The organism is Streptomyces sp. NPDC059582, from assembly GCF_042735715.1.
Classification (GTDB): domain Bacteria; phylum Actinomycetota; class Actinomycetes; order Streptomycetales; family Streptomycetaceae; genus Streptomyces.
Genome location: NZ_JBHWCC010000040.1, coordinates 1 through 16,130, shown reverse-complemented (window position 1 = coordinate 16,130; position 16,130 = coordinate 1). Strand labels below are relative to the sequence as shown.

The following is a 16,130-nucleotide window of genomic DNA, read 5'->3' as shown; positions in this document are numbered from 1 at the left end:
CAAGCCGACCACCCGGGCCGGGGCACGAAACCGTCCGTCCGGACGGGAGCACGCAGTCGCCAACCCGACCGGGGCCGCAGACCGTCCGCGCAGTCAGGGTCACGAACCCGTCCGCCCGGACCCGCCGCCAAGCCGACCACCCGGCCCTGGACACGAAACCGTCCGTCCGGACGGGAGCACGCAGTCGCCAACCCGACCGGGGCCGCAGACCTTCCGCGCAGTCAGGGTCACGAACCCGTCCGCCCGGACCCGCCGCCAAGCCGACCACCCGGCCCTGGACGCGGAACCGTCCGTCCGGACGGGGGCACGCAGTCGTCCACCCGGACGGGGCCGCGGACCGTCCGCGCAGTCGGGGTCACGAACTCGTCCGCCCGGACCGGCCGCCGAGCCGACCACCCGGCCCTGGACGCGGGCCCTGGACAACCGTCCGTCCGGACGGGGGCGCCGAGCCGCCCGTCCCGACGGTGTCGCGAACTCGTCCGACCGGTCCGGGCCACCGGGTCGACCGTGTGACCTGGGTCGAGGAATGGTCAGACGAACCTGGAACTGCGCACGGGGCCCGCCGAGTTGAGACCGGCCCGGTCACCCCGCAGCCAGGTGCCGCGTACGGCGGTGACGAACTCCGCGAGCCGGTCGTCCGGGTCCTCGGGCGTGGCGCCGTCGCCCTCGTCGGGCGCGGGATCGGCCGCCACGATCTCCGCGGCGATCTCCGCCGCCGGGCGGTCGTCGGGTGCCGAGCGTTCCACACCGCCGCTGTCGCCCAACCCCAGGTGTCCCTCCCACGGCGCCGACGCCGACTGGTGCAGCAGCGTGACGCTGTCCGCGGTCACGACCGGCAGGTCGGTCCAGTTGCTCGCGTGCTCGTGGAGCACCTGTCCCGCCGCCCGCTCGAAGAGCTGCCCGATGATCTCGGGGCCCTGGTCCGCCCGGGCCACCTCGTTGAGGTCGTAGGCGATGACGACGGTGTCCTCTCCTCCGGGAGCGAAGTCCTGCGCCGGGAGGTCCAGTACGTCGGCGGCGGCCAGGCCCAGGATCCGGCTGCCGCGGTCGGGCAGCAGCGACACGGAACGCGGGCGCGCCTCCGCGGCCTCCAGCACCGTCCGCAGCCGCAGCAGCCCCCGCAGGCACTGGTCGTGGGTGTCCTGGAGCCAGGCGAACCGTCCCGCCATCCCCGCATCGAAGCCGTACGGGGACAGCGTGCCCAGCACCGTGCCGCCCAGGACGAACTGCCAGCCCCGAAGGTCCCCGAGGTCGAGCGTGCTCACCGCCTCGGCGCCCGCGGCGCGCTCGAGCATGCGCACCTGGCGGGCCTGCGCGCCGAGCCACCGCTGGTCCTGCGGATCCGGCAGCAGCGCGTGCTGGCGACGGGCCAGGGCCAGGTCGCCCGCCATCAGGGCGTTGTAGACGAGCAGATAGCGGTCGGGCCAGTCGGCCAGCCCGTTCTCGTGCGCGCTGAGCACCGCGACGGCCTCGGCGTGCCGGCCCTCGCGCTCGTACGCCGAGACGAGTTCGCGCAGCACCGCAGCCGACCCGGACGCCCGGCTCAGGGCCTCGCGCAGGGCGGGTATCGCCAGGTAGGACACATCACGCTCGACGCACGCGTAGCCATAGGCGTAGAGCTCCTGCGCCCGGTCCGGGGCGGCGGCGAGCGCCGTGGCGGCCCGGTGGAGGTCCTCGAAGCCGGCCGTCTGCGCGGCCCGCGCCACCACGAGGGCCACCTCGCCCGACGGCAAGGTCTCGGCGCCGTCCCGCAGCGCGCGCAGGGCGCCGGGAATGTCTCCCTCGTCCAGGGACTCCCAGGCTTTGAGCAGTTCGGGGGACTTCGGGCGGCGATTCCTGCGCGAGAACATGCCGACGATCATCGCCGAAGGCCCGAACCGCGCTCAACCGCATTTCTGTGCGCGGCCCTTGAGCGAGTGGCGCGTCCGCACTTGTCGAGTGTCCGTACCCAGGACGCCGCGCGGCGTCGGACAGCACGCTGGTGCCATGACGACGGCACCCGCACCACCGCCCGCCCCGAGGCGCGACCACCTCCACCCGGTGGCCGATGTGTTCCTCGCCCTCGTGTTGCTCGCCGTGGACGCCTTCGCGGCGGTCTTCGCGTACTTCGCGGGCGAGGAGAACGCCGGTTGCTCGTTCTTCGACACCGGCGCCGACAACTCCGCCGTCAGCATGACCAAGGCGGGCGTGTACGTCGCCGTCGTGGGCGCCGTCGTCCTGGTGACGGCCGTGGCGGCGGGCCGGGGGCGGGCGTACGTCACCGCCGCCGGACAGGTCCTCGCCGGACTCGTCCTCCTCGTGGTCGCGTCGATGGCGCTGACCGAGCAGTACCGGAAGGACCACCCTCCCGCGCCGCGGCCCGGCCACAGCGGACCCCGGTCGCAGTGCCCGCGCCGCGGCCCGACCACAGCGGACCTCGGTCGCAGTGCCGGTCCGGCGGCGACAAGAGCGAGTACCAGGGCTCGTGAGCCGACCTGCCGGGCCGGAGCCGGATCAGAACAGGGTCGAGCACCGGGGCGAGGACCAAACACCGGGTCGCGGACCGGGTCAGAAGACGGACAGTCCGGTGAGGGTCGTGAAGCGGTCCAGGGCCGCGACGCCCGCCACCGAGTTGCCGCGCTCGTCCAGGCCCGGACTCCACACGCACAGCGTGCAGCGGCCCGGCACGACCGCGATGATCCCGCCGCCGACGCCGCTCTTGCCGGGCAGGCCGACGCGGTACGCGAATTCGCCGGCCGCGTCGTAGGTACCGCAGGTCAGCATCACCGCGTTGACCTGCTTGGCCTGGCTGCGGGTGAGCAGCCGGGTGCCGTCGGCGCGGATGCCGTGGCGGGCCAGGAACGAGGTCGCCAGGGCCAGGTCGGCGCAGGAGGCGGTGATCGCGCACTGGCGGAAGTACTGGTCCAGCAGGACCGGCACCGGGTTGTCGATGTTGCCGTAGGACGCCATGAAGTGGGCGAGCGCCGCGTTGCGGTCGCCGTGGGCGTTCTCCGAGGCGGCGACCTCCTCGTCGAAGGCCAGTTCGGGGTTGCCGCTCTCGGTACGCAGGAAGGCGAGCAGTTCGCCCGCCGCGTCCCCGGTACGGGTGTGCAGGCGGTCGGTGACGACGAGCGCGCCCGCGTTGATGAACGGGTTGCGCGGGATGCCGTGCTCGTACTCCAGCTGTACCAGGGAGTTGAAGGGGTTGCCGGAGGGCTCGCGGCCCACGTGCTCCCACAGGGCGTCGCCCTCGCGGGCCAGGTCGAGGGCGAGGGTGAAGACCTTGGTGACGGACTGCGTGGAGAACGGCTCGCGCCAGTCCCCCACGCCGTACACCGTCCCGTCCAGCTCCGCGACGGCCATGCCGAAGCTGCGCGGGTCACGCGCGGCGAGCGCCGGGATGTAGTCGGCGGGCCGGCCACGGCCCGGGGTCCGTCCGACCTCGTCGGCGATGCGCTCCAGGACCGGCTGGAACGTGAGGGACGAAGTCGTCATGATCACTATTCTGCCTCCGGGCCGGTCCGGTTGCGTCGCCGACGGTCAGGGATCGCGATGGCGCCGGGGTTGATCTCGTGGATCAGCTCGACGGCCTCCGCGGGCCGGCCGCGGTCCTCGTCGACCACGGCGGCGACCGGCACCGGCGGCGCGCCGACCGGCGCCGGACGCCGGTGACCGGACCACGGGCCGGCGACCGTCACGGTCGGGGCCCCGCCCTGCGGACAGTTCGATACCGACGACCCCCGCGTCCCCCACATCCCTCCGCGCCCCCACGTCCCTACGGCGAAGGCCGTCACGACGACGGCCCGCGCAGTGAGGGACCTCGAGGCGACCGCCTCCCCACCGACGGCTCCGCGCCGCCCGCCCCGGCTCAGACGGCTGAGTACGTGGGCTGCGTCAGTGGGTCGAGTGCGCGCACCGGCCGGACGCTGCCCACCGGCCGACCGCCGCCGAGCAGCGGCTCGCCCGCGAACTCGGCGAGCGCCGCCGGATCGACACCGGCCCGGACGAGGGCCGCCGCGGCGACCGGGACCCGCGCCCGGTTCGCGCCGTCGGCGATCTTGACCGCGATGGCGCGGCCGTCGGGGAGGGCGGCGACCTGGACGCCCTCGAAGCCGTCCTTGGCGAGCAGGCCGGGCACGGCCCGCATGAGCGCGGCCACGTCACGGCCGGCGCCGGAGGCCGTCTCCGCGTGCTCGCGCATCGCGTCGGCCACCCGTGCCTCCGGGGTGCCGGGGACGGCGGTGGTGATGCGGGCGGCCGCGCGGGCCAGGCCGTGCAGGGAGACGGAGAACAGCGGGGCACCGCAGCCGTCGACGCTCACCCGGGCGATGTGCTGACCGGTGAGGTCCTCGACGATCTCCGCGATGGCCGTCTGGAGCGGGTGGCCGGGGTCGAGGTAGCTCTCCAGCGGCCAGCCGTTGAGCCTGCACGTGTAGAGCATGGCCGCGTGCTTGCCTGAGCAGTTCTGGGCGAGCTGGGAGGGCGGTCGGCCCTCGCGCACCCAGGTGTCCCGGACGACCGGGTCGAACGGCAGGTCGGGGACGTTGCGCAGGTCGTCCTCGGTGACACCGGCGAGCTCCAGGATCCGGCGGGTGCCGGCGAGATGGCGTTCCTCACCGGAGTGGCTGGCGGCGGCCAGGGAGAGCAGGTCGCCGTCGAGCGGGAGTCCGGCGCGCACCATGGCGACGGCCTGGACGGGCTTGATCGCCGAGCGCGGGTAGAAGGCGGCCTCGATGTCGCCGAGCTGGAACCGGACCTCGCCGTCGGCGGCGAGGACGACGACGGAGCCGTAGTGGACGCCCTCGATCACCCCGCCGCGTACGAGGTGGGCGACGGGAGCGTGGAGGGGTTCACGGACCGCGGGGGCGTTCGCGAGAGAACTGCTGTACATCACTGCCTGGATCGCTGGTGGGTGGACGGGGAACGGCTCGCGGGTCACGCGTCGGCGCCGGTGGACTCGCGTGCGCCGGCCGGGGCGTCCGCCGGGGACGCGGGGCGCACGATGGCGGTGAGGCTGGTCTCGACGCGGTCGAGGTGGTGGGACATGGCCTCCACCGCGTCGTGCTCGCTGCCGTCGATCAGCGCCTCGACGATCGCCCGGTGCTCGCGGTTGGACTGCTCGCGTCGGCCGCCCAGCTCGTTGAGGAACGCCGACTGGCGTGCCAGCGCGTCGCGGATCTCCTCGATGACCCGGCGGAAGACCGGGTTCTGGGCGGACTCGGCCACCGCGAGGTGGAAGAGGGTGTCCATCGCGACCCACGCGGTGGTGTCCGTCTCCCGCTCCATGCGGTCCAGCAGATGGGTCAGGTGGTCGAGGTTCTCGGCGGTGCGGCGCAGCGCCGCGTACCCGGCGACCGGGATCTCGACGTGCCGGCGCACCTCCAGCAGATCGCTGGCCGCGTAGTCGCCGAAGGTGGGGTCCTCGACGGCATGGGCGATCACGAAGGTGCCCTTGCCGGTCCTGGAGACCGTCAGCCCCATCGTCTGCAGGGCGCGCAGTGCCTCCCGCAGAACGGGTCGGGAGACCTCGAGGGTGCGGCACAGCTCCGCCTCCGAGGGGAGCTTGTCGCCGATCGCGTAGGTGCCGTGCTCGATGGCGGAGCGGAGGTGGCCGAGCACCGCTTCCATCGCGCTCACGCGTCGCGGTGTCCCACCACCTGTCTGGCTGTCTGACAGGTTCACAGAAACGATCCTGCGGCGGACGGGACGGGGATGTCAAGGCGGCCGATGAACGGCCGAGAAGGGGAGCCGCGAGCACGCGGCCCGAGAGCCCACGGGGTGTGCGGCCCGACACCCGGCTGCACACCCCGTGCCACGTCACCGTCACTCAGCTGTCGAGCACACCCGTGGCCAGCAGGCCGAACAGCGCCACACCGATGACGATCCGGTAGATGACGAAGGCGTTGAAGGAGTGCTTGGCGACGAACTTCAGCAGCCACGAGATGGAGCCGTAGGCGACCACGAAGGAGACGGCCGTGCCGACGGCCAGCGGAGCGGCGCCCACGCCCGTGCCCAGGGCGTCCTTCAGTTCGTAGAGACCGGCGCCGGTGAGGGCGGGGATGCCGAGGAAGAACGACAGGCGGGTGGCGGCCACCCGGTCCAGGTCGAGGACGAGCGCGGTGGACATCGTGGCGCCGGAGCGCGAGAACCCGGGGAAGAGCAGCGCGAGGATCTGGGAGCTGCCGACCAGCATCGCGTCCTTGAACGAGGTGTCGTCCTCACCGCGCTTGTGGCGGCCCATCTGGTCCGCAGCCCACATCACACCACTGCCGACGATCAACGAGCCCGCGACCACCCACAGCGAGGCGAGCGGCCCCTCGATCAGCGGTTTGGCGGCCAGGCCCACGACGACGATCGGAATGGTCGCGTAGATGACCCACCAGGCGAACTTGTAGTCGTGGTGGTACCGCTCCTCACGGTCGACCAGCCCTCGGCCCCACGCGGAGACGATCCGCACGATGTCCTTGAAGAAGTACACGAGCACGGCGGCGATGGCGCCGACCTGGATGACGGCCGAGAAGCCGACGACGGCGTTGTCGTCGACGGGGATGTTCATCAGCCCTTCAGTGATCTTCAGATGGCCGGTGGAGGAGACGGGGAGGAACTCGGTCACTCCCTCGACGGCTCCGAGGACGACGGCTTGGCCGACGGAGATGGCGCTCATGTAATCCGGAATCCAGTTCTGAGGAAATTGGTCGACAGTGCTGTAGACAGTCTTACTACGTCGCGGGGTCTTCCGACCGCCTACGCCCACAGCCCGCGGGCGATCCACACCCCGGCGAACGCGGCACCGAGGCCCGTAGCCACGCTCGCTACGACGTTGGCGGCAGCGTAGAGGCCCGCTCCGGTCTCGGTCAGCCGCAGCGTCTCGTACGAGAAGGTCGAGTACGTCGTCAGAGCCCCGCACAGGCCGGTACCCAGCAGCAACTGGAGGTGGGGCCCGGCGGCGCCGGACTCCGCCGCGCCGGTCAGCAGGCCCAGGACCAGGCAGCCGGTGACGTTGACGGCGAAGGTACCCCAGGGGAAGACCGGGTCGTACCGCATCCGCACCGCCCGGTCGGTCAGGTAGCGCAGCGGGGCGCCCACCATGCCACCGATGACGACCAGCACCCAGTTCACAACGACTTCTTACCTTCCTATTCGCCCTCTATGTACGACTTGTCGGCTTCACGCCTGGGTTCCCTGCTCCCCGTTTCACACGGCACCCTCGAAGCCCCGGAAGGGGGCAGCGCCCGCAGCGCGCCGCCGGCCGGTCTCGTCATCGCCGTCTCCGGGCCAGGACGCGGCGGGTCGCCGTCGCGGCGAGCCACACCGCCGCGAGCGCCGCGCACGGGGTCGCCGCGAGAGAGGCGAGCGCCGTACCCGGGCGGCCGTCGTCGAACAGCTTCTGGATGTCGACGGCGTACGTCGAGAAGGTGGTGAAGCCGCCGAGCACGCCGGTACCGAAGAAGGGCCGCAGCAGCCGGTGCGCGGTCCACGCCTCGGTGACGAGCACCAGGAACACGCCGATCACCGCGCAGCCGACGACGTTGACCCAGAAGATCGTCCAGGGGAAGCCGCCGAGCCGCGCGGGCCACCACAGCGAGGCCGCGTAACGGGCCGCGGCGCCGACGGCGCCGCCGAGGGCGACCACCGTGACGACCGCGAGTTCGGCGCGTGGGGCGGTCCGTCGGGCCTTGGGGGCACGGATGCCCTCGGCGTCCGGGACTGTCATGTCGTACGTCTTCCTGCCTGTACGTCTTCCTGCCCGACCCTCACCGCACCGCGCGCGGTGATCATGGTCGCTCAACAGGGTAACGCCGGGTTCACCGACCGGCGGGCGCCTCGCACACCGCGACGCCCCGCTCCCACAGGCTGCCGAGGATCAGGTGACCACCGACCTGGCAGACGCTGGTGACCATGCGGAATCCGGAACGGCGGCGGGTGAGGTGGTGCAGCACCCGGCCGTCGTCGTCCACGGCGAGGACGCCCGCCGCCCCGGTGGGGCGGAAGGGTGCGCGCACGGCCAGGCCGGCCGCGGTGCGGCGTACCGCCGGCGCGGCGCGGTGGAGCAGGTCCAGCGGGGGCACCCGCGGCCCGGCCAACGCCACCCAGATCGGCCCGTCGGCCCCGCCGCGCCAGATGTTGTCCGGCATGCCCGGCAGGTGCTCGACGAAGGGCTCGGGGTGGCCGGCCCGCGGTCCGGTGAGCCGGTAGCGGGTGAGCCTGCAGGCGCCGGTCTCGGCGAGGACCAGGAAGGAGCCGTCGCCGCCGAAGGCGAGGCCGTTGGCGAACTGGAGCCCCTCCAGCAGCACTTCGGGCTTCGCGCTGCCGGGCGCGAGGCGCAGCAGCCGTCCCGTGCCGGTGTGTTCGACCAGGTCGCCGATCCACTGTCCGAGCGGGTAGCGGCGGCTGGAGACGGTGAAGTAGGCGGTGCCGTCGGGCCCGCAGACGACGTTGCTGCAGAACCGCAGCCGCTCCCCCGCCACCGAGTCCGCGAGGATACGGACCGTGCCGTCGTCGAGGTCGACGCGCAGCAGTCCGCGTTCCGCGTCGCACACCAGCAGGGCGCCGTCCGGCAGGAGTTCGAGGCCGAGGGGCCGTCCGCCGGTCTCGGCCAGCACCTCGACCCGGGCCGGCGCCGGACCGGCCAGTCCGTCGAGGCGCAGGATGCGGCCGTCCTCGACGCCGGTGAGGACCCGGCCGTGGGCGTCGGCGACGACGTCCTCGGGGCCGCGGCCGCCGATGCCGACATGCCGGACGGGAACGAGAGCGGTGGATCGTCCCACGGGTGCCTGCCCTTCGCTGGGGGGTCGGAGAACGTCGACGCGGACTTCCGGATCGTCCCGGGACGCTCACCAGCCCTTTTCGAACATGCGGGCCACCTCGGCCACCCGGATCTCGTCCCGACGGTAGTAGGTGCGGCGCCGGATCCGTTTGGTGCGCAACAGGCCGACGCCGGCCAGCAGGCGCAGGTGGGTGTCGGCGACCGAACGGTGTACGCCGAGTTTCGCGGCGACGGCGTCGGCGGTGACGCCGTCCTCGACGAGGTCGCCGTGCCGCTGTGGAGGGAAGTGCGCGGCGGGATCCTTGAGCCAGTCCAGGATGTCCAGACGCCTGTCACCGACCGGAGTCCTGAGCATCTCGTTCCCTCCGTCCGAGCCTCCTCGTACCGCGTGTTCCCACTGTCGCGCAGTCGAGACCGCTTCGCCGGGGACTTGGACACTACTGACCGATATCGAACTTCCCCGCGAAGCGGGCCGGTTCGGCCGGTGCCGCGACCTCACGGGGAGAGGCCCGGCCGCCTCCAGGCGGCCGGGCCCCGCGTCGCGCGCTCAGCGGTGGCTGAACCACGCCATCGACGAGAGCACCTTGTCGTCGTAGCCGAACAGGGCCTGGTCTCCCAGCCGTTGCCGGACGTGGCGTCGGCCGGATCCCAGCCGTTGCCGGTCACCGCGGTCCAGGTCGCCTCCCAGTAGAAGACACCGAGGCCACGGCCGTTCGGGACGGCCTCCACGATGTTCGCCACACTGTTCGTCCACGCCAGCTGCCCGGCCGCCGTGGCCGGATAGCCGGAGACCAGCTCACCGGTGGTGTCGATCTGGTCGGTGAGCGAGTCGTCGCTGTCGAGACGGAAGGGGTAGGCCGTCTCGGCGACGAAGACGGGCTTGCCGTAGCGCGAGGCGACGTCGTCGAGGGTGGTCTGCGCCGCGGCGAGCGTGCCGTGCCAGTAGCCGTAGTACGACAGCCCGATCACGTCATGACAGATCCCGTACGTGGCCGCGCGCTGGTCCCGACGGTCACGCTGCTGCTCGGCGCGCTCCACCGCCTGCTGCCGATGGCGTGGGTGGGGAGGGCCGGCACGTGCCGGACGACATCGCTGTCGGCGGCTTCGACGACTCGCCCGCGGCGACGGCGGCCAGCCCCGCCCTCACCACCATCCGGCAGCCGTGGGACCGGATCCGCAACGAGACGGTGCGGGTGCTGCTGGCCCAGATCGGCGGCGAGGACCCGGCGGCGGTGATCCTGCCGACGGAGCTGATCCGGCGCGAGTCGACGTGAGCGCGCGACGGCGTGGGTGAGTCACCGGTGGGCTGACCCGCGCTGTCGGCCGCCGGCGTCTCCGGCTCCGTCGGCCGCCTCCGTCGGCCGCCTCCGTCGGCCGCCTCCGTCGGCCGCCTCCGGCTCCGACTCCGCCACGACGTCGGTCCCGGACAGCGGGTCCTCGGCAACCGGTCAGGATCGGAGAAGCCACCGGGCGCTCCCCCGGCCTAGCGTGGGAACACCGACCCAGACGCGTCGGCCCGCCTGTCCCGAAGGAGTACCCCATGACCGCCGGCCTCAAGACGATCATCTACCCGGTCAAGGACCTCGCCCGGTCGAAGGCCCTGTTCAGCGCGCTGCTGGAGACCGAGCCGTACGCGGACGAGCCCTACTACGTCGGTTTCAAGGACGCCGGCCAAGACGTGGGCCTCGACCCGAACGGGCACGCCAAGGGCATGACCGGACCGGTGCCGTACTGGCACGTCTCCGACATCCGGACCCAGCTGGCGGCCCTGCTGGCGGCGGGGGCCGAGCCGCTGCAGGACGTGCAGGACGTCGGTAACGGCAGGCTGATCGCCTCGGTGAAGGACACCGACGGGAACCTCGTGGGGCTCATCCAGGACCCGGTGGCCTGAGCCGGGACCGACCGACCACCGCCTACGGTCGTCCACGACCGGCCGTGACCGTGCAGGTGCGTCCCCGACCGCTCACGACGTCTTGCGGCCGGTTGCTTGCTTGCCGCCGCTTGCGCGCGCACTAGTTGCACACTCAATGAATGGCCGATTCGGTGTACCGTGCGGGTATGGCAGTGAAGACGGCGGCCGCCCGGCTCGAAGAACGGTGGCGGGACATCCTGTCGGTGCACGCGCGCACGATGTGCGAGATCGACCGCGTACTGCACCCCCACGGCCTGGGTGCGAGTGATTTCGAGGTGCTCGACCTCCTCGCCACCGAGGCGCGCGAGGAGGGCGAACACTGCCGGGTGCAGAACATCGCCGGACGGATCCATCTCAGTCAGAGCGCGCTGTCCCGCCTCATCGGGCGGCTGGAAAAGGACGGCCTCGTCGAACGCTCCGTCTGCGTGGAGGACCGGCGGGGCGTGTGGGTCGCCCTCACCCGCAAGGGCCGCGACCTGCACGGCGAGGTACTGCCGCTCCAGCGCGCCGCGCTGACACGGATGCTCGACTCCTAGGCCGTCCGCTCCGTCGTCCCCCGACCGCGAGGACGGGCGGACGGCTGCCGCGGTCGCGGTCGCGGTCGCAGTCGCAGTCGCAGTCGCAGTCGCAGTCGCAGTCGCAGTCGACGAGCATCCGACCCCTCCGTCGCTACCCCGCCGCGGGCGCCTCCGGCTGCCGGTCGGCCGGACGCTGGGGCGGGACCGGCTCGGCCCGGAAGTCACGGGGTCCGGTCCACAGGGCCGGGACCGCGTCGCAGCGACGGCACAACGCGTAGGCGACGGCCTCGTAGTTGACCCGCCAGCCGTGGAAGTGCGGCCAGGCCTCCGCCGGGGTGCGCTGGGCCCGGAACTCCGTGGTCTCCAGCATCGCCACGGCCGACTCGAACTCGGCGAACGTCAGCTGGATCGGGGCGTCCGGAGCCGGATCGGGATCGAACGGGATGTGGACAGCGCGGGCGATGTCCCGCAACGCGGTGAATCCGGCCCGCAGCACGAGGCGGGCCTCGGTCGGGGAGTTGCGCGGGGTGAGCGCGAGCTGGAGGGCCGCCGCGTCCATCACGGCGACCAGTCCGACCAGCCAGTTGCGGTACGGCCGGGGCGAACGGAAGGCCAGCAGGACCGGATAGGTGGAGTGGCTCTCGCCCATGTCCGCGGCCAGCCGCTCCCAGGACCGGTACAGCTCGGGCAGGGCCGTCTCGGTGTCGACCAGCCACTGCCGGGCCAGGATCTCCGGACCCCACGCGGGCTCCCCGGCCCGCGACTGGAGCAGGGTGACCTCCAGTTCGCGCCGGTTGTAGGCGGCGTACAGCGTGGGCAGGTAGGCGATCTGGAGGGCGATGACGACGGGGCCGGTGGCCGCCGCGACGAAGTCGAGGGCGGACAGGCTGATCCGGGCACCGCTGGCGAAGCCGAGGGTGAACAGGCTGGACCCGGCCTCCCGGAACGCGGTCGCCCAGGACAGCGGGGACAGCGCGTACAGGAGCAGTCCGTAGCCGACCAGGGCACCGCCGAGCCAGGTCGCGAGCATACCGATCAGCATGAGCGGGGCGAGCCAGGTCTGCGCGCGGTCGATGGCCCGGTAGTCGCCGGAGGGCGCGGCCAGGCGCAGCAGCCGCCGCAGCAGCCACCACAGCCGGAAGACCAGCACGGAGTAGAGGCCTCGCGGCACCACGAGGGTGCGCAGGATGCTGCTGAACACCAGGAGGAGTACGAGTCCGCCGGCCACGCCCGAGATCAAGAGCATGCCGTCATTCTGGACCGCGCCCGCGCCTGCCTCAGATCGGCAGGTCGCGTGCGGCGGCGGTCACGGCCGGGCCTGCCGGCCGGCGGGGCCCGTCGGTCGGCCGCTCAGCCGTGCGGCCGGGCCAGCAGGGTGCGTACGCCTTCCGAGGTGAGGGTGAGGGCGTGGGTCCCGGCGGCGTCGATGGTGAGCGACAGGTCGCCGGACGGCCACTGCGCGGCAAGGGCGCCGAGCGGCACCAGACGGTAGCGCGAGACGAAGGGCAGCAGGTGGGCCATCTCCGGCTCCGAGGTGAACACGGGCACCACCGGGGCGCCGTTCTGCTGTTCGAGGACGGGCAACGCCACGGTGGTGGCGTCGCTCACCTCCTCCTCGGGGGCGTCGTCGGGCACGGGCACGAGCACGTCGCTGTGGGCGAGCGTGTCCAGCGCGACCGTGTCCTGGGTGTTCTCGGCCAGCACGGCCAGCGCCTGCTGGGCGTTGCTGCCGGTCTCGTCGTGCGCGGGTGTCTCCATGGTGGATCCCCTGGTTGCGGTGGTCATGGTCCTGCCCGTCCGGGCGGGACCCGGGCGCGGCTGGGATCGCGTACCCGATCCGGACGGGAACATTCCCCGGTCCGGACCGGGCCGGGCTGGACCGGGCCGAACCGCACCGCACCGGACCGGACCGGACCGGACCGGGCACGAGAACCGGCTCCCGTGCCCGGGGGCCCGGGGGCCCGGCGGCCGTGCGGCGCGGACGTGGGCGTGGGCGTGGGCTCAGACCGCCGCGGCCGCCGCATCGGGGCCGTGGTCGCCGCCAACGCGGTCAGCATGCTCACCCGGCGCCGCTGACCTGCGGTTTTCCGGCTCCGGTCACAGTGGTCCCGGTCGCTCGCGCCACCCTCCTCGGGGCCCGGATCCGCCACGGGTTAACATCTGAGCACCGCCTAGCTCGAAAGATGAACCTGTGACTGTCAACGAGGACTCGTTCACCAACTGGAAGACCCGCGAGGAGATCGCGGAGTCCATGATCCCGATGATCGGGAAGCTGCACAGGGAGCGGGACGTCACCGTTCTGCTGCACAGCCGTTCGTTGGTGAACAAGTCGGTGGTCAGCATCCTCAAGACCCACCGATTCGCCCGGCAGATAGCCGGTGAGGAGCTCTCGGTCACCGAGACGCTGCCGTTCCTCCAGGCCCTCACCACGCTCGATCTCGGCCCGTCGCAGATCGACATCGGCATGCTCGCCGCGACCTACCGGACCGACGACCGCGGCCTGTCGGTGGCCGAGTTCACCTCCGAGGCCGTCGCCGGTGCCACCGGCGGCAACAAGATCGAGCGCCGTGAACCGCGTGATGTCGTCCTCTACGGCTTCGGACGCATCGGCCGCCTCGTCGCCCGTCTGCTCATCGAGAAGTCCGGCTCCGGCAACGGTCTGCGACTGCGCGCCATCGTCGTGCGCCGGGGCGGTGAGCAGGACATCGTCAAGCGTGCCTCGCTGCTGCGCCGCGACTCCATCCACGGTCAGTTCCAGGGCACGATCACCGTCGACGAGGCGAACAGCACGATCGTCGCCAACGGCAACGAGATCAAGGTGATCTACGCGGGCGACCCCTCGGAGGTCGACTACACGGCGTACGGCATCAAGGACGCCATCCTCATCGACAACACCGGCAAGTGGCGCGACCGCGAGGGCCTGTCGCAGCACCTGCGCCCCGGCATCGACAAGGTCGTCCTGACCGCGCCGGGCAAGGGCGACGTCCCCAACATCGTGCACGGCGTCAACCACGACACGATCAAGCCGGACGAGCAGATCCTGTCCTGCGCGTCCTGCACCACCAACGCGATCGTCCCACCGCTGAAGGCGATGGCTGACGAGTACGGCGTGCTGCGCGGCCACGTGGAGACCGTCCACTCGTTCACCAACGACCAGAACCTGCTGGACAACTACCACAGCGCCGACCGCCGCGGCCGCTCGGCGCCGCTCAACATGGTCATCACCGAGACGGGTGCCGCCTCCGCCGTCGCCAAGGCGCTGCCCGACCTCAAGGCACCGATCACCGGCAGCTCGATCCGGGTCCCGGTGCCGGACGTCTCGATCGCGATCCTCAGTCTGCGCCTCGGACGTGAGACCACCCGCGAGGAGGTCCTCGACTACCTCCGCAACGTCTCGCTGACCTCGCCGCTCAAGCGCCAGATCGACTTCACCACCGCCCCCGACGCGGTCTCGAGCGACTTCATCGGCTCGCGCCACGCCTCGATCGTCGACGCCGGCGCCACCAAGGTCGACGGCGACAACGCGATCCTCTACCTCTGGTACGACAACGAGTTCGGCTACTCCTGCCAGGTCATCCGGGTCGTCCAGCACGTCTCCGGCGTGGAGTACCCGACGTACCCGGCCCCGGCCGTCTGATTCACCCGGTCCGCACGTTCGGAACGCGGGTCCGCAGGAACGCATTTGCGGTATCCCGTGCCCGGTTGACACGCTGCGATCATGACCTCCGAGTTCGACGACGTCCCCGGCTCCGCCACGGCGAGCCGGGCGACGGACTGGATCAGTACGCCCATCACCGCGGACCTTGTGCGTGGCGCCCTCGAACTGGAGCGCACCGAGCTGGGTCTGCTGCCGCACCGGCTGCCCGCCCGGGCCCGCGCGCAGTGCCGCGATCCGCAACTGGCCATGGCAGAAGCCCAGCCGTCCGGCGTACGGCTGGTCTTCCGGACCCGGGCCACCGCCGTCGAACTGGACGTACTGCCCACCAAGATGTCCTATCCGGGCCTCCCGTCCCACCCCCACGGCGTGTACGACCTGCTGGTCGACGGCCGTCTCGCCCACCGGGCCGTGGCGACCGGCGGGAACCTTCTGATCGTGGATATGACCAAGGGGTCCAGGGAGACACGCCCCGGCCCGGTCGGCAGCGTCCGGTTCGGTGCCCTGCCCGCCGGCGCCAAGGACGTCGAGATCTGGCTGCCGTACACGGAGATCACCGAGTTGGTCGGCCTGCGCACCGACGCCCCCGTCGAGGCGGTGCCCGACCGGGGCCGCAAGGTGTGGCTGCACCACGGCAGTTCGATCAGCCACGGCTCCAACGCCGAGAGTCCCAGCACTACTTGGCCGGCGCTGGCCGCCTCCCTCGGCGGGGTGGAACTGGTCAACCTGGGTCTCGGCGGCAGCGCCCTGCTCGATCCGTTCACCGCCCGCGCCCTGCGCGACACCCCCGCCGACCTGATCAGCGTCAAGATCGGCATCAACCTGGTGAACACCGATCTGATGCGGCTGCGCGCCTTCGCACCGGCGGTCCACGGCTTCCTCGACACCATCCGCGAGGGGCATCCGACCACACCCCTGCTGGTGATCTCGCCGCTGTACTGTCCCCTCCACGAGGACACTCCGGGACCCACCGTCCCCGACTTCCAGGACGGGAACGTGTCGTTCGTCGCCGCGGGCGATCCCGCCGAGCGCGCCGCCGGGAAACTGACGCTCGACGTCATCCGGGAGGAACTCGCCCGGATCACCGCCGAGCGGGCGGGCGACGATCCCCGTCTGCACCATCTCGACGGCCGTGAGCTGTACGGCGAGACGGACTTCGCCGAACTGCCGTTGCCCGACCAGCTCCATCCGGACCCGGCCGCCCACGTACGGATCGGCGAACGCTTCGCCGAGCTGGCCTTCGGCGCCGCCGGCCCGTTCGGCGAGGCGGGCGCCTGAACGGGCCCCGGGGCGGGGCCG

Annotated in this window: 16 protein-coding genes and 3 pseudogenes; 6 read left to right on the top strand and 13 right to left on the bottom strand. The window is 72.2% G+C overall.

The genetic code is table 11. From position 1 onward, the window contains the following. Window positions 1-530: 530 nt before the first annotated feature. The gene (locus ACFV0T_RS28945) at window positions 531-1,850 is read right to left on the bottom strand and encodes a hypothetical protein (protein WP_385785216.1); all 1,320 of its coding nucleotides are present in this window, start codon (window positions 1,848-1,850) and stop codon (window positions 531-533) included. On the opposite strand from ACFV0T_RS28945, the pseudogene ACFV0T_RS28940 reads away from it, so the two are divergent. Next, window positions 1,774-2,388, top strand: a pseudogene (locus ACFV0T_RS28940) (DUF6234 family protein); the annotation flags it as partial. The gene ACFV0T_RS28945 and the pseudogene ACFV0T_RS28940 sit on opposite strands and share 77 nt — an antisense overlap. Before the next feature lie 159 nt (window positions 2,389-2,547). Here ACFV0T_RS28940 and ACFV0T_RS28935 read toward each other — a convergent pair. The 10 genes and pseudogenes from ACFV0T_RS28935 to ACFV0T_RS28890 form a co-directional block, all read right to left on the bottom strand. Then, window positions 2,548-3,474: a glutaminase gene (locus tag ACFV0T_RS28935; RefSeq protein WP_385785214.1), complete on the bottom strand. Its 927-nt coding sequence runs from the start codon at window positions 3,472-3,474 to the stop codon at window positions 2,548-2,550. 5 nt (window positions 3,475-3,479) lie between these two features. Beyond that, the gene (locus ACFV0T_RS28930; protein WP_385785211.1) at window positions 3,480-3,677 is read right to left on the bottom strand and encodes a hypothetical protein; all 198 of its coding nucleotides are present in this window, start codon (window positions 3,675-3,677) and stop codon (window positions 3,480-3,482) included. 170 nt (window positions 3,678-3,847) lie between these two features. Further along, window positions 3,848-4,870 carry an asparaginase gene (locus ACFV0T_RS28925; RefSeq protein WP_385785209.1) on the bottom strand — a complete coding sequence of 341 codons (1,023 nt, stop codon included), beginning with the start codon at window positions 4,868-4,870 and terminating at the stop codon, window positions 3,848-3,850. A gap of 44 nt (window positions 4,871-4,914) precedes the next feature. Next, complete coding sequence (locus ACFV0T_RS28920; protein ID WP_385785206.1) at window positions 4,915-5,661, bottom strand: FadR/GntR family transcriptional regulator; 747 nt, start codon at window positions 5,659-5,661, stop codon at window positions 4,915-4,917. Between the two features lie 145 nt (window positions 5,662-5,806). Beyond that, on the bottom strand, window positions 5,807-6,643 hold the full coding sequence (locus ACFV0T_RS28915) for an undecaprenyl-diphosphate phosphatase (RefSeq protein ID WP_385785203.1): 837 nt from the start codon (window positions 6,641-6,643) through the stop codon (window positions 5,807-5,809). An 80-nt stretch (window positions 6,644-6,723) separates the two neighbouring features. Beyond that, window positions 6,724-7,098 carry a fluoride efflux transporter CrcB gene (gene crcB / locus ACFV0T_RS28910; protein WP_385785200.1) on the bottom strand — a complete coding sequence of 125 codons (375 nt, stop codon included), beginning with the start codon at window positions 7,096-7,098 and terminating at the stop codon, window positions 6,724-6,726. Window positions 7,099-7,237: 139 nt separating this feature from the next. Next, on the bottom strand, window positions 7,238-7,693 hold the full coding sequence (crcB, locus tag ACFV0T_RS28905) for a fluoride efflux transporter CrcB (RefSeq protein WP_385785198.1): 456 nt from the start codon (window positions 7,691-7,693) through the stop codon (window positions 7,238-7,240). A gap of 91 nt (window positions 7,694-7,784) precedes the next feature. Continuing rightward, window positions 7,785-8,747, bottom strand: a complete 963-nt coding sequence (locus ACFV0T_RS28900; protein ID WP_385785195.1) for an SMP-30/gluconolactonase/LRE family protein — start codon at window positions 8,745-8,747, stop codon at window positions 7,785-7,787. 66 nt (window positions 8,748-8,813) lie between these two features. Then, complete coding sequence (locus tag ACFV0T_RS28895) at window positions 8,814-9,101, bottom strand: ArsR family transcriptional regulator (RefSeq protein ID WP_385785192.1); 288 nt, start codon at window positions 9,099-9,101, stop codon at window positions 8,814-8,816. A 192-nt stretch (window positions 9,102-9,293) separates the two neighbouring features. Then, a pseudogene (locus ACFV0T_RS28890) lies at window positions 9,294-9,724 on the bottom strand (glycosyl hydrolase 53 family protein); the annotation flags it as partial. On the opposite strand from ACFV0T_RS28890, the pseudogene ACFV0T_RS28885 reads away from it, so the two are divergent. The 3 genes and pseudogenes from ACFV0T_RS28885 to ACFV0T_RS28875 form a co-directional block, all read left to right on the top strand. Then, window positions 9,655-10,020: pseudogene (locus tag ACFV0T_RS28885) on the top strand (substrate-binding domain-containing protein); the annotation flags it as partial. The pseudogenes ACFV0T_RS28890 and ACFV0T_RS28885 overlap by 70 nt on opposite strands. Window positions 10,021-10,286: 266 nt before the next feature. Next, on the top strand, window positions 10,287-10,637 hold the full coding sequence (locus tag ACFV0T_RS28880; protein WP_385785189.1) for a VOC family protein: 351 nt from the start codon (window positions 10,287-10,289) through the stop codon (window positions 10,635-10,637). A 167-nt stretch (window positions 10,638-10,804) separates the two neighbouring features. Continuing rightward, the gene (locus ACFV0T_RS28875) at window positions 10,805-11,194 is read left to right on the top strand and encodes a MarR family winged helix-turn-helix transcriptional regulator (RefSeq protein WP_385785186.1); all 390 of its coding nucleotides are present in this window, start codon (window positions 10,805-10,807) and stop codon (window positions 11,192-11,194) included. Window positions 11,195-11,327: 133 nt separating this feature from the next. Here the strand turns inward: ACFV0T_RS28875 and ACFV0T_RS28870 are convergent, their stop codons facing one another. Beyond that, window positions 11,328-12,422, bottom strand: a complete 1,095-nt coding sequence (locus ACFV0T_RS28870; RefSeq protein WP_385785184.1) for a hypothetical protein — start codon at window positions 12,420-12,422, stop codon at window positions 11,328-11,330. Window positions 12,423-12,526: 104 nt separating this feature from the next. After that, window positions 12,527-12,934: an SseB family protein gene (locus ACFV0T_RS28865; RefSeq protein ID WP_385785396.1), complete on the bottom strand. Its 408-nt coding sequence runs from the start codon at window positions 12,932-12,934 to the stop codon at window positions 12,527-12,529. A 433-nt stretch (window positions 12,935-13,367) separates the two neighbouring features. On the opposite strand from ACFV0T_RS28865, the gene ACFV0T_RS28860 reads away from it, so the two are divergent. Together ACFV0T_RS28860 and ACFV0T_RS28855 are read left to right on the top strand one after the other, a co-directional pair. Continuing rightward, window positions 13,368-14,813 carry a glyceraldehyde-3-phosphate dehydrogenase gene (locus tag ACFV0T_RS28860; protein ID WP_385785181.1) on the top strand — a complete coding sequence of 482 codons (1,446 nt, stop codon included), beginning with the start codon at window positions 13,368-13,370 and terminating at the stop codon, window positions 14,811-14,813. Window positions 14,814-14,894: 81 nt separating this feature from the next. Then, window positions 14,895-16,109, top strand: coding sequence for a GDSL-type esterase/lipase family protein (locus ACFV0T_RS28855; protein WP_385785178.1), 1,215 nt, complete (start codon window positions 14,895-14,897; stop codon window positions 16,107-16,109). Window positions 16,110-16,130: the final 21 nt, after the last annotated feature.

Excerpts from the sequence above, each read along its gene's own strand:
- ACFV0T_RS28945 (WP_385785216.1), bottom strand. The coding sequence starts at position 1,850 with ATGTTCTCGCGCAGGAATCGCCGCCCGAAGTCCCCCGAACTGCTCAAA.
- ACFV0T_RS28935 (WP_385785214.1), bottom strand. The coding sequence starts at position 3,474 with ATGACGACTTCGTCCCTCACGTTCCAGCCGGTCCTGGAGCGCATCGCC.
- ACFV0T_RS28925 (WP_385785209.1), bottom strand. The coding sequence starts at position 4,870 with ATGTACAGCAGTTCTCTCGCGAACGCCCCCGCGGTCCGTGAACCCCTC.
- ACFV0T_RS28915 (WP_385785203.1), bottom strand. The coding sequence starts at position 6,643 with ATGAGCGCCATCTCCGTCGGCCAAGCCGTCGTCCTCGGAGCCGTCGAG.
- crcB (WP_385785198.1), bottom strand. The coding sequence starts at position 7,693 with ATGACAGTCCCGGACGCCGAGGGCATCCGTGCCCCCAAGGCCCGACGG.
- ACFV0T_RS28895 (WP_385785192.1), bottom strand. The coding sequence starts at position 9,101 with ATGCTCAGGACTCCGGTCGGTGACAGGCGTCTGGACATCCTGGACTGG.
- ACFV0T_RS28880 (WP_385785189.1), top strand. The coding sequence starts at position 10,287 with ATGACCGCCGGCCTCAAGACGATCATCTACCCGGTCAAGGACCTCGCC.
- ACFV0T_RS28875 (WP_385785186.1), top strand. The coding sequence starts at position 10,805 with ATGGCAGTGAAGACGGCGGCCGCCCGGCTCGAAGAACGGTGGCGGGAC.
- ACFV0T_RS28870 (WP_385785184.1), bottom strand. The coding sequence starts at position 12,422 with ATGCTCTTGATCTCGGGCGTGGCCGGCGGACTCGTACTCCTCCTGGTG.
- ACFV0T_RS28865 (WP_385785396.1), bottom strand. The coding sequence starts at position 12,934 with ATGGAGACACCCGCGCACGACGAGACCGGCAGCAACGCCCAGCAGGCG.
- ACFV0T_RS28855 (WP_385785178.1), top strand. The coding sequence starts at position 14,895 with ATGACCTCCGAGTTCGACGACGTCCCCGGCTCCGCCACGGCGAGCCGG.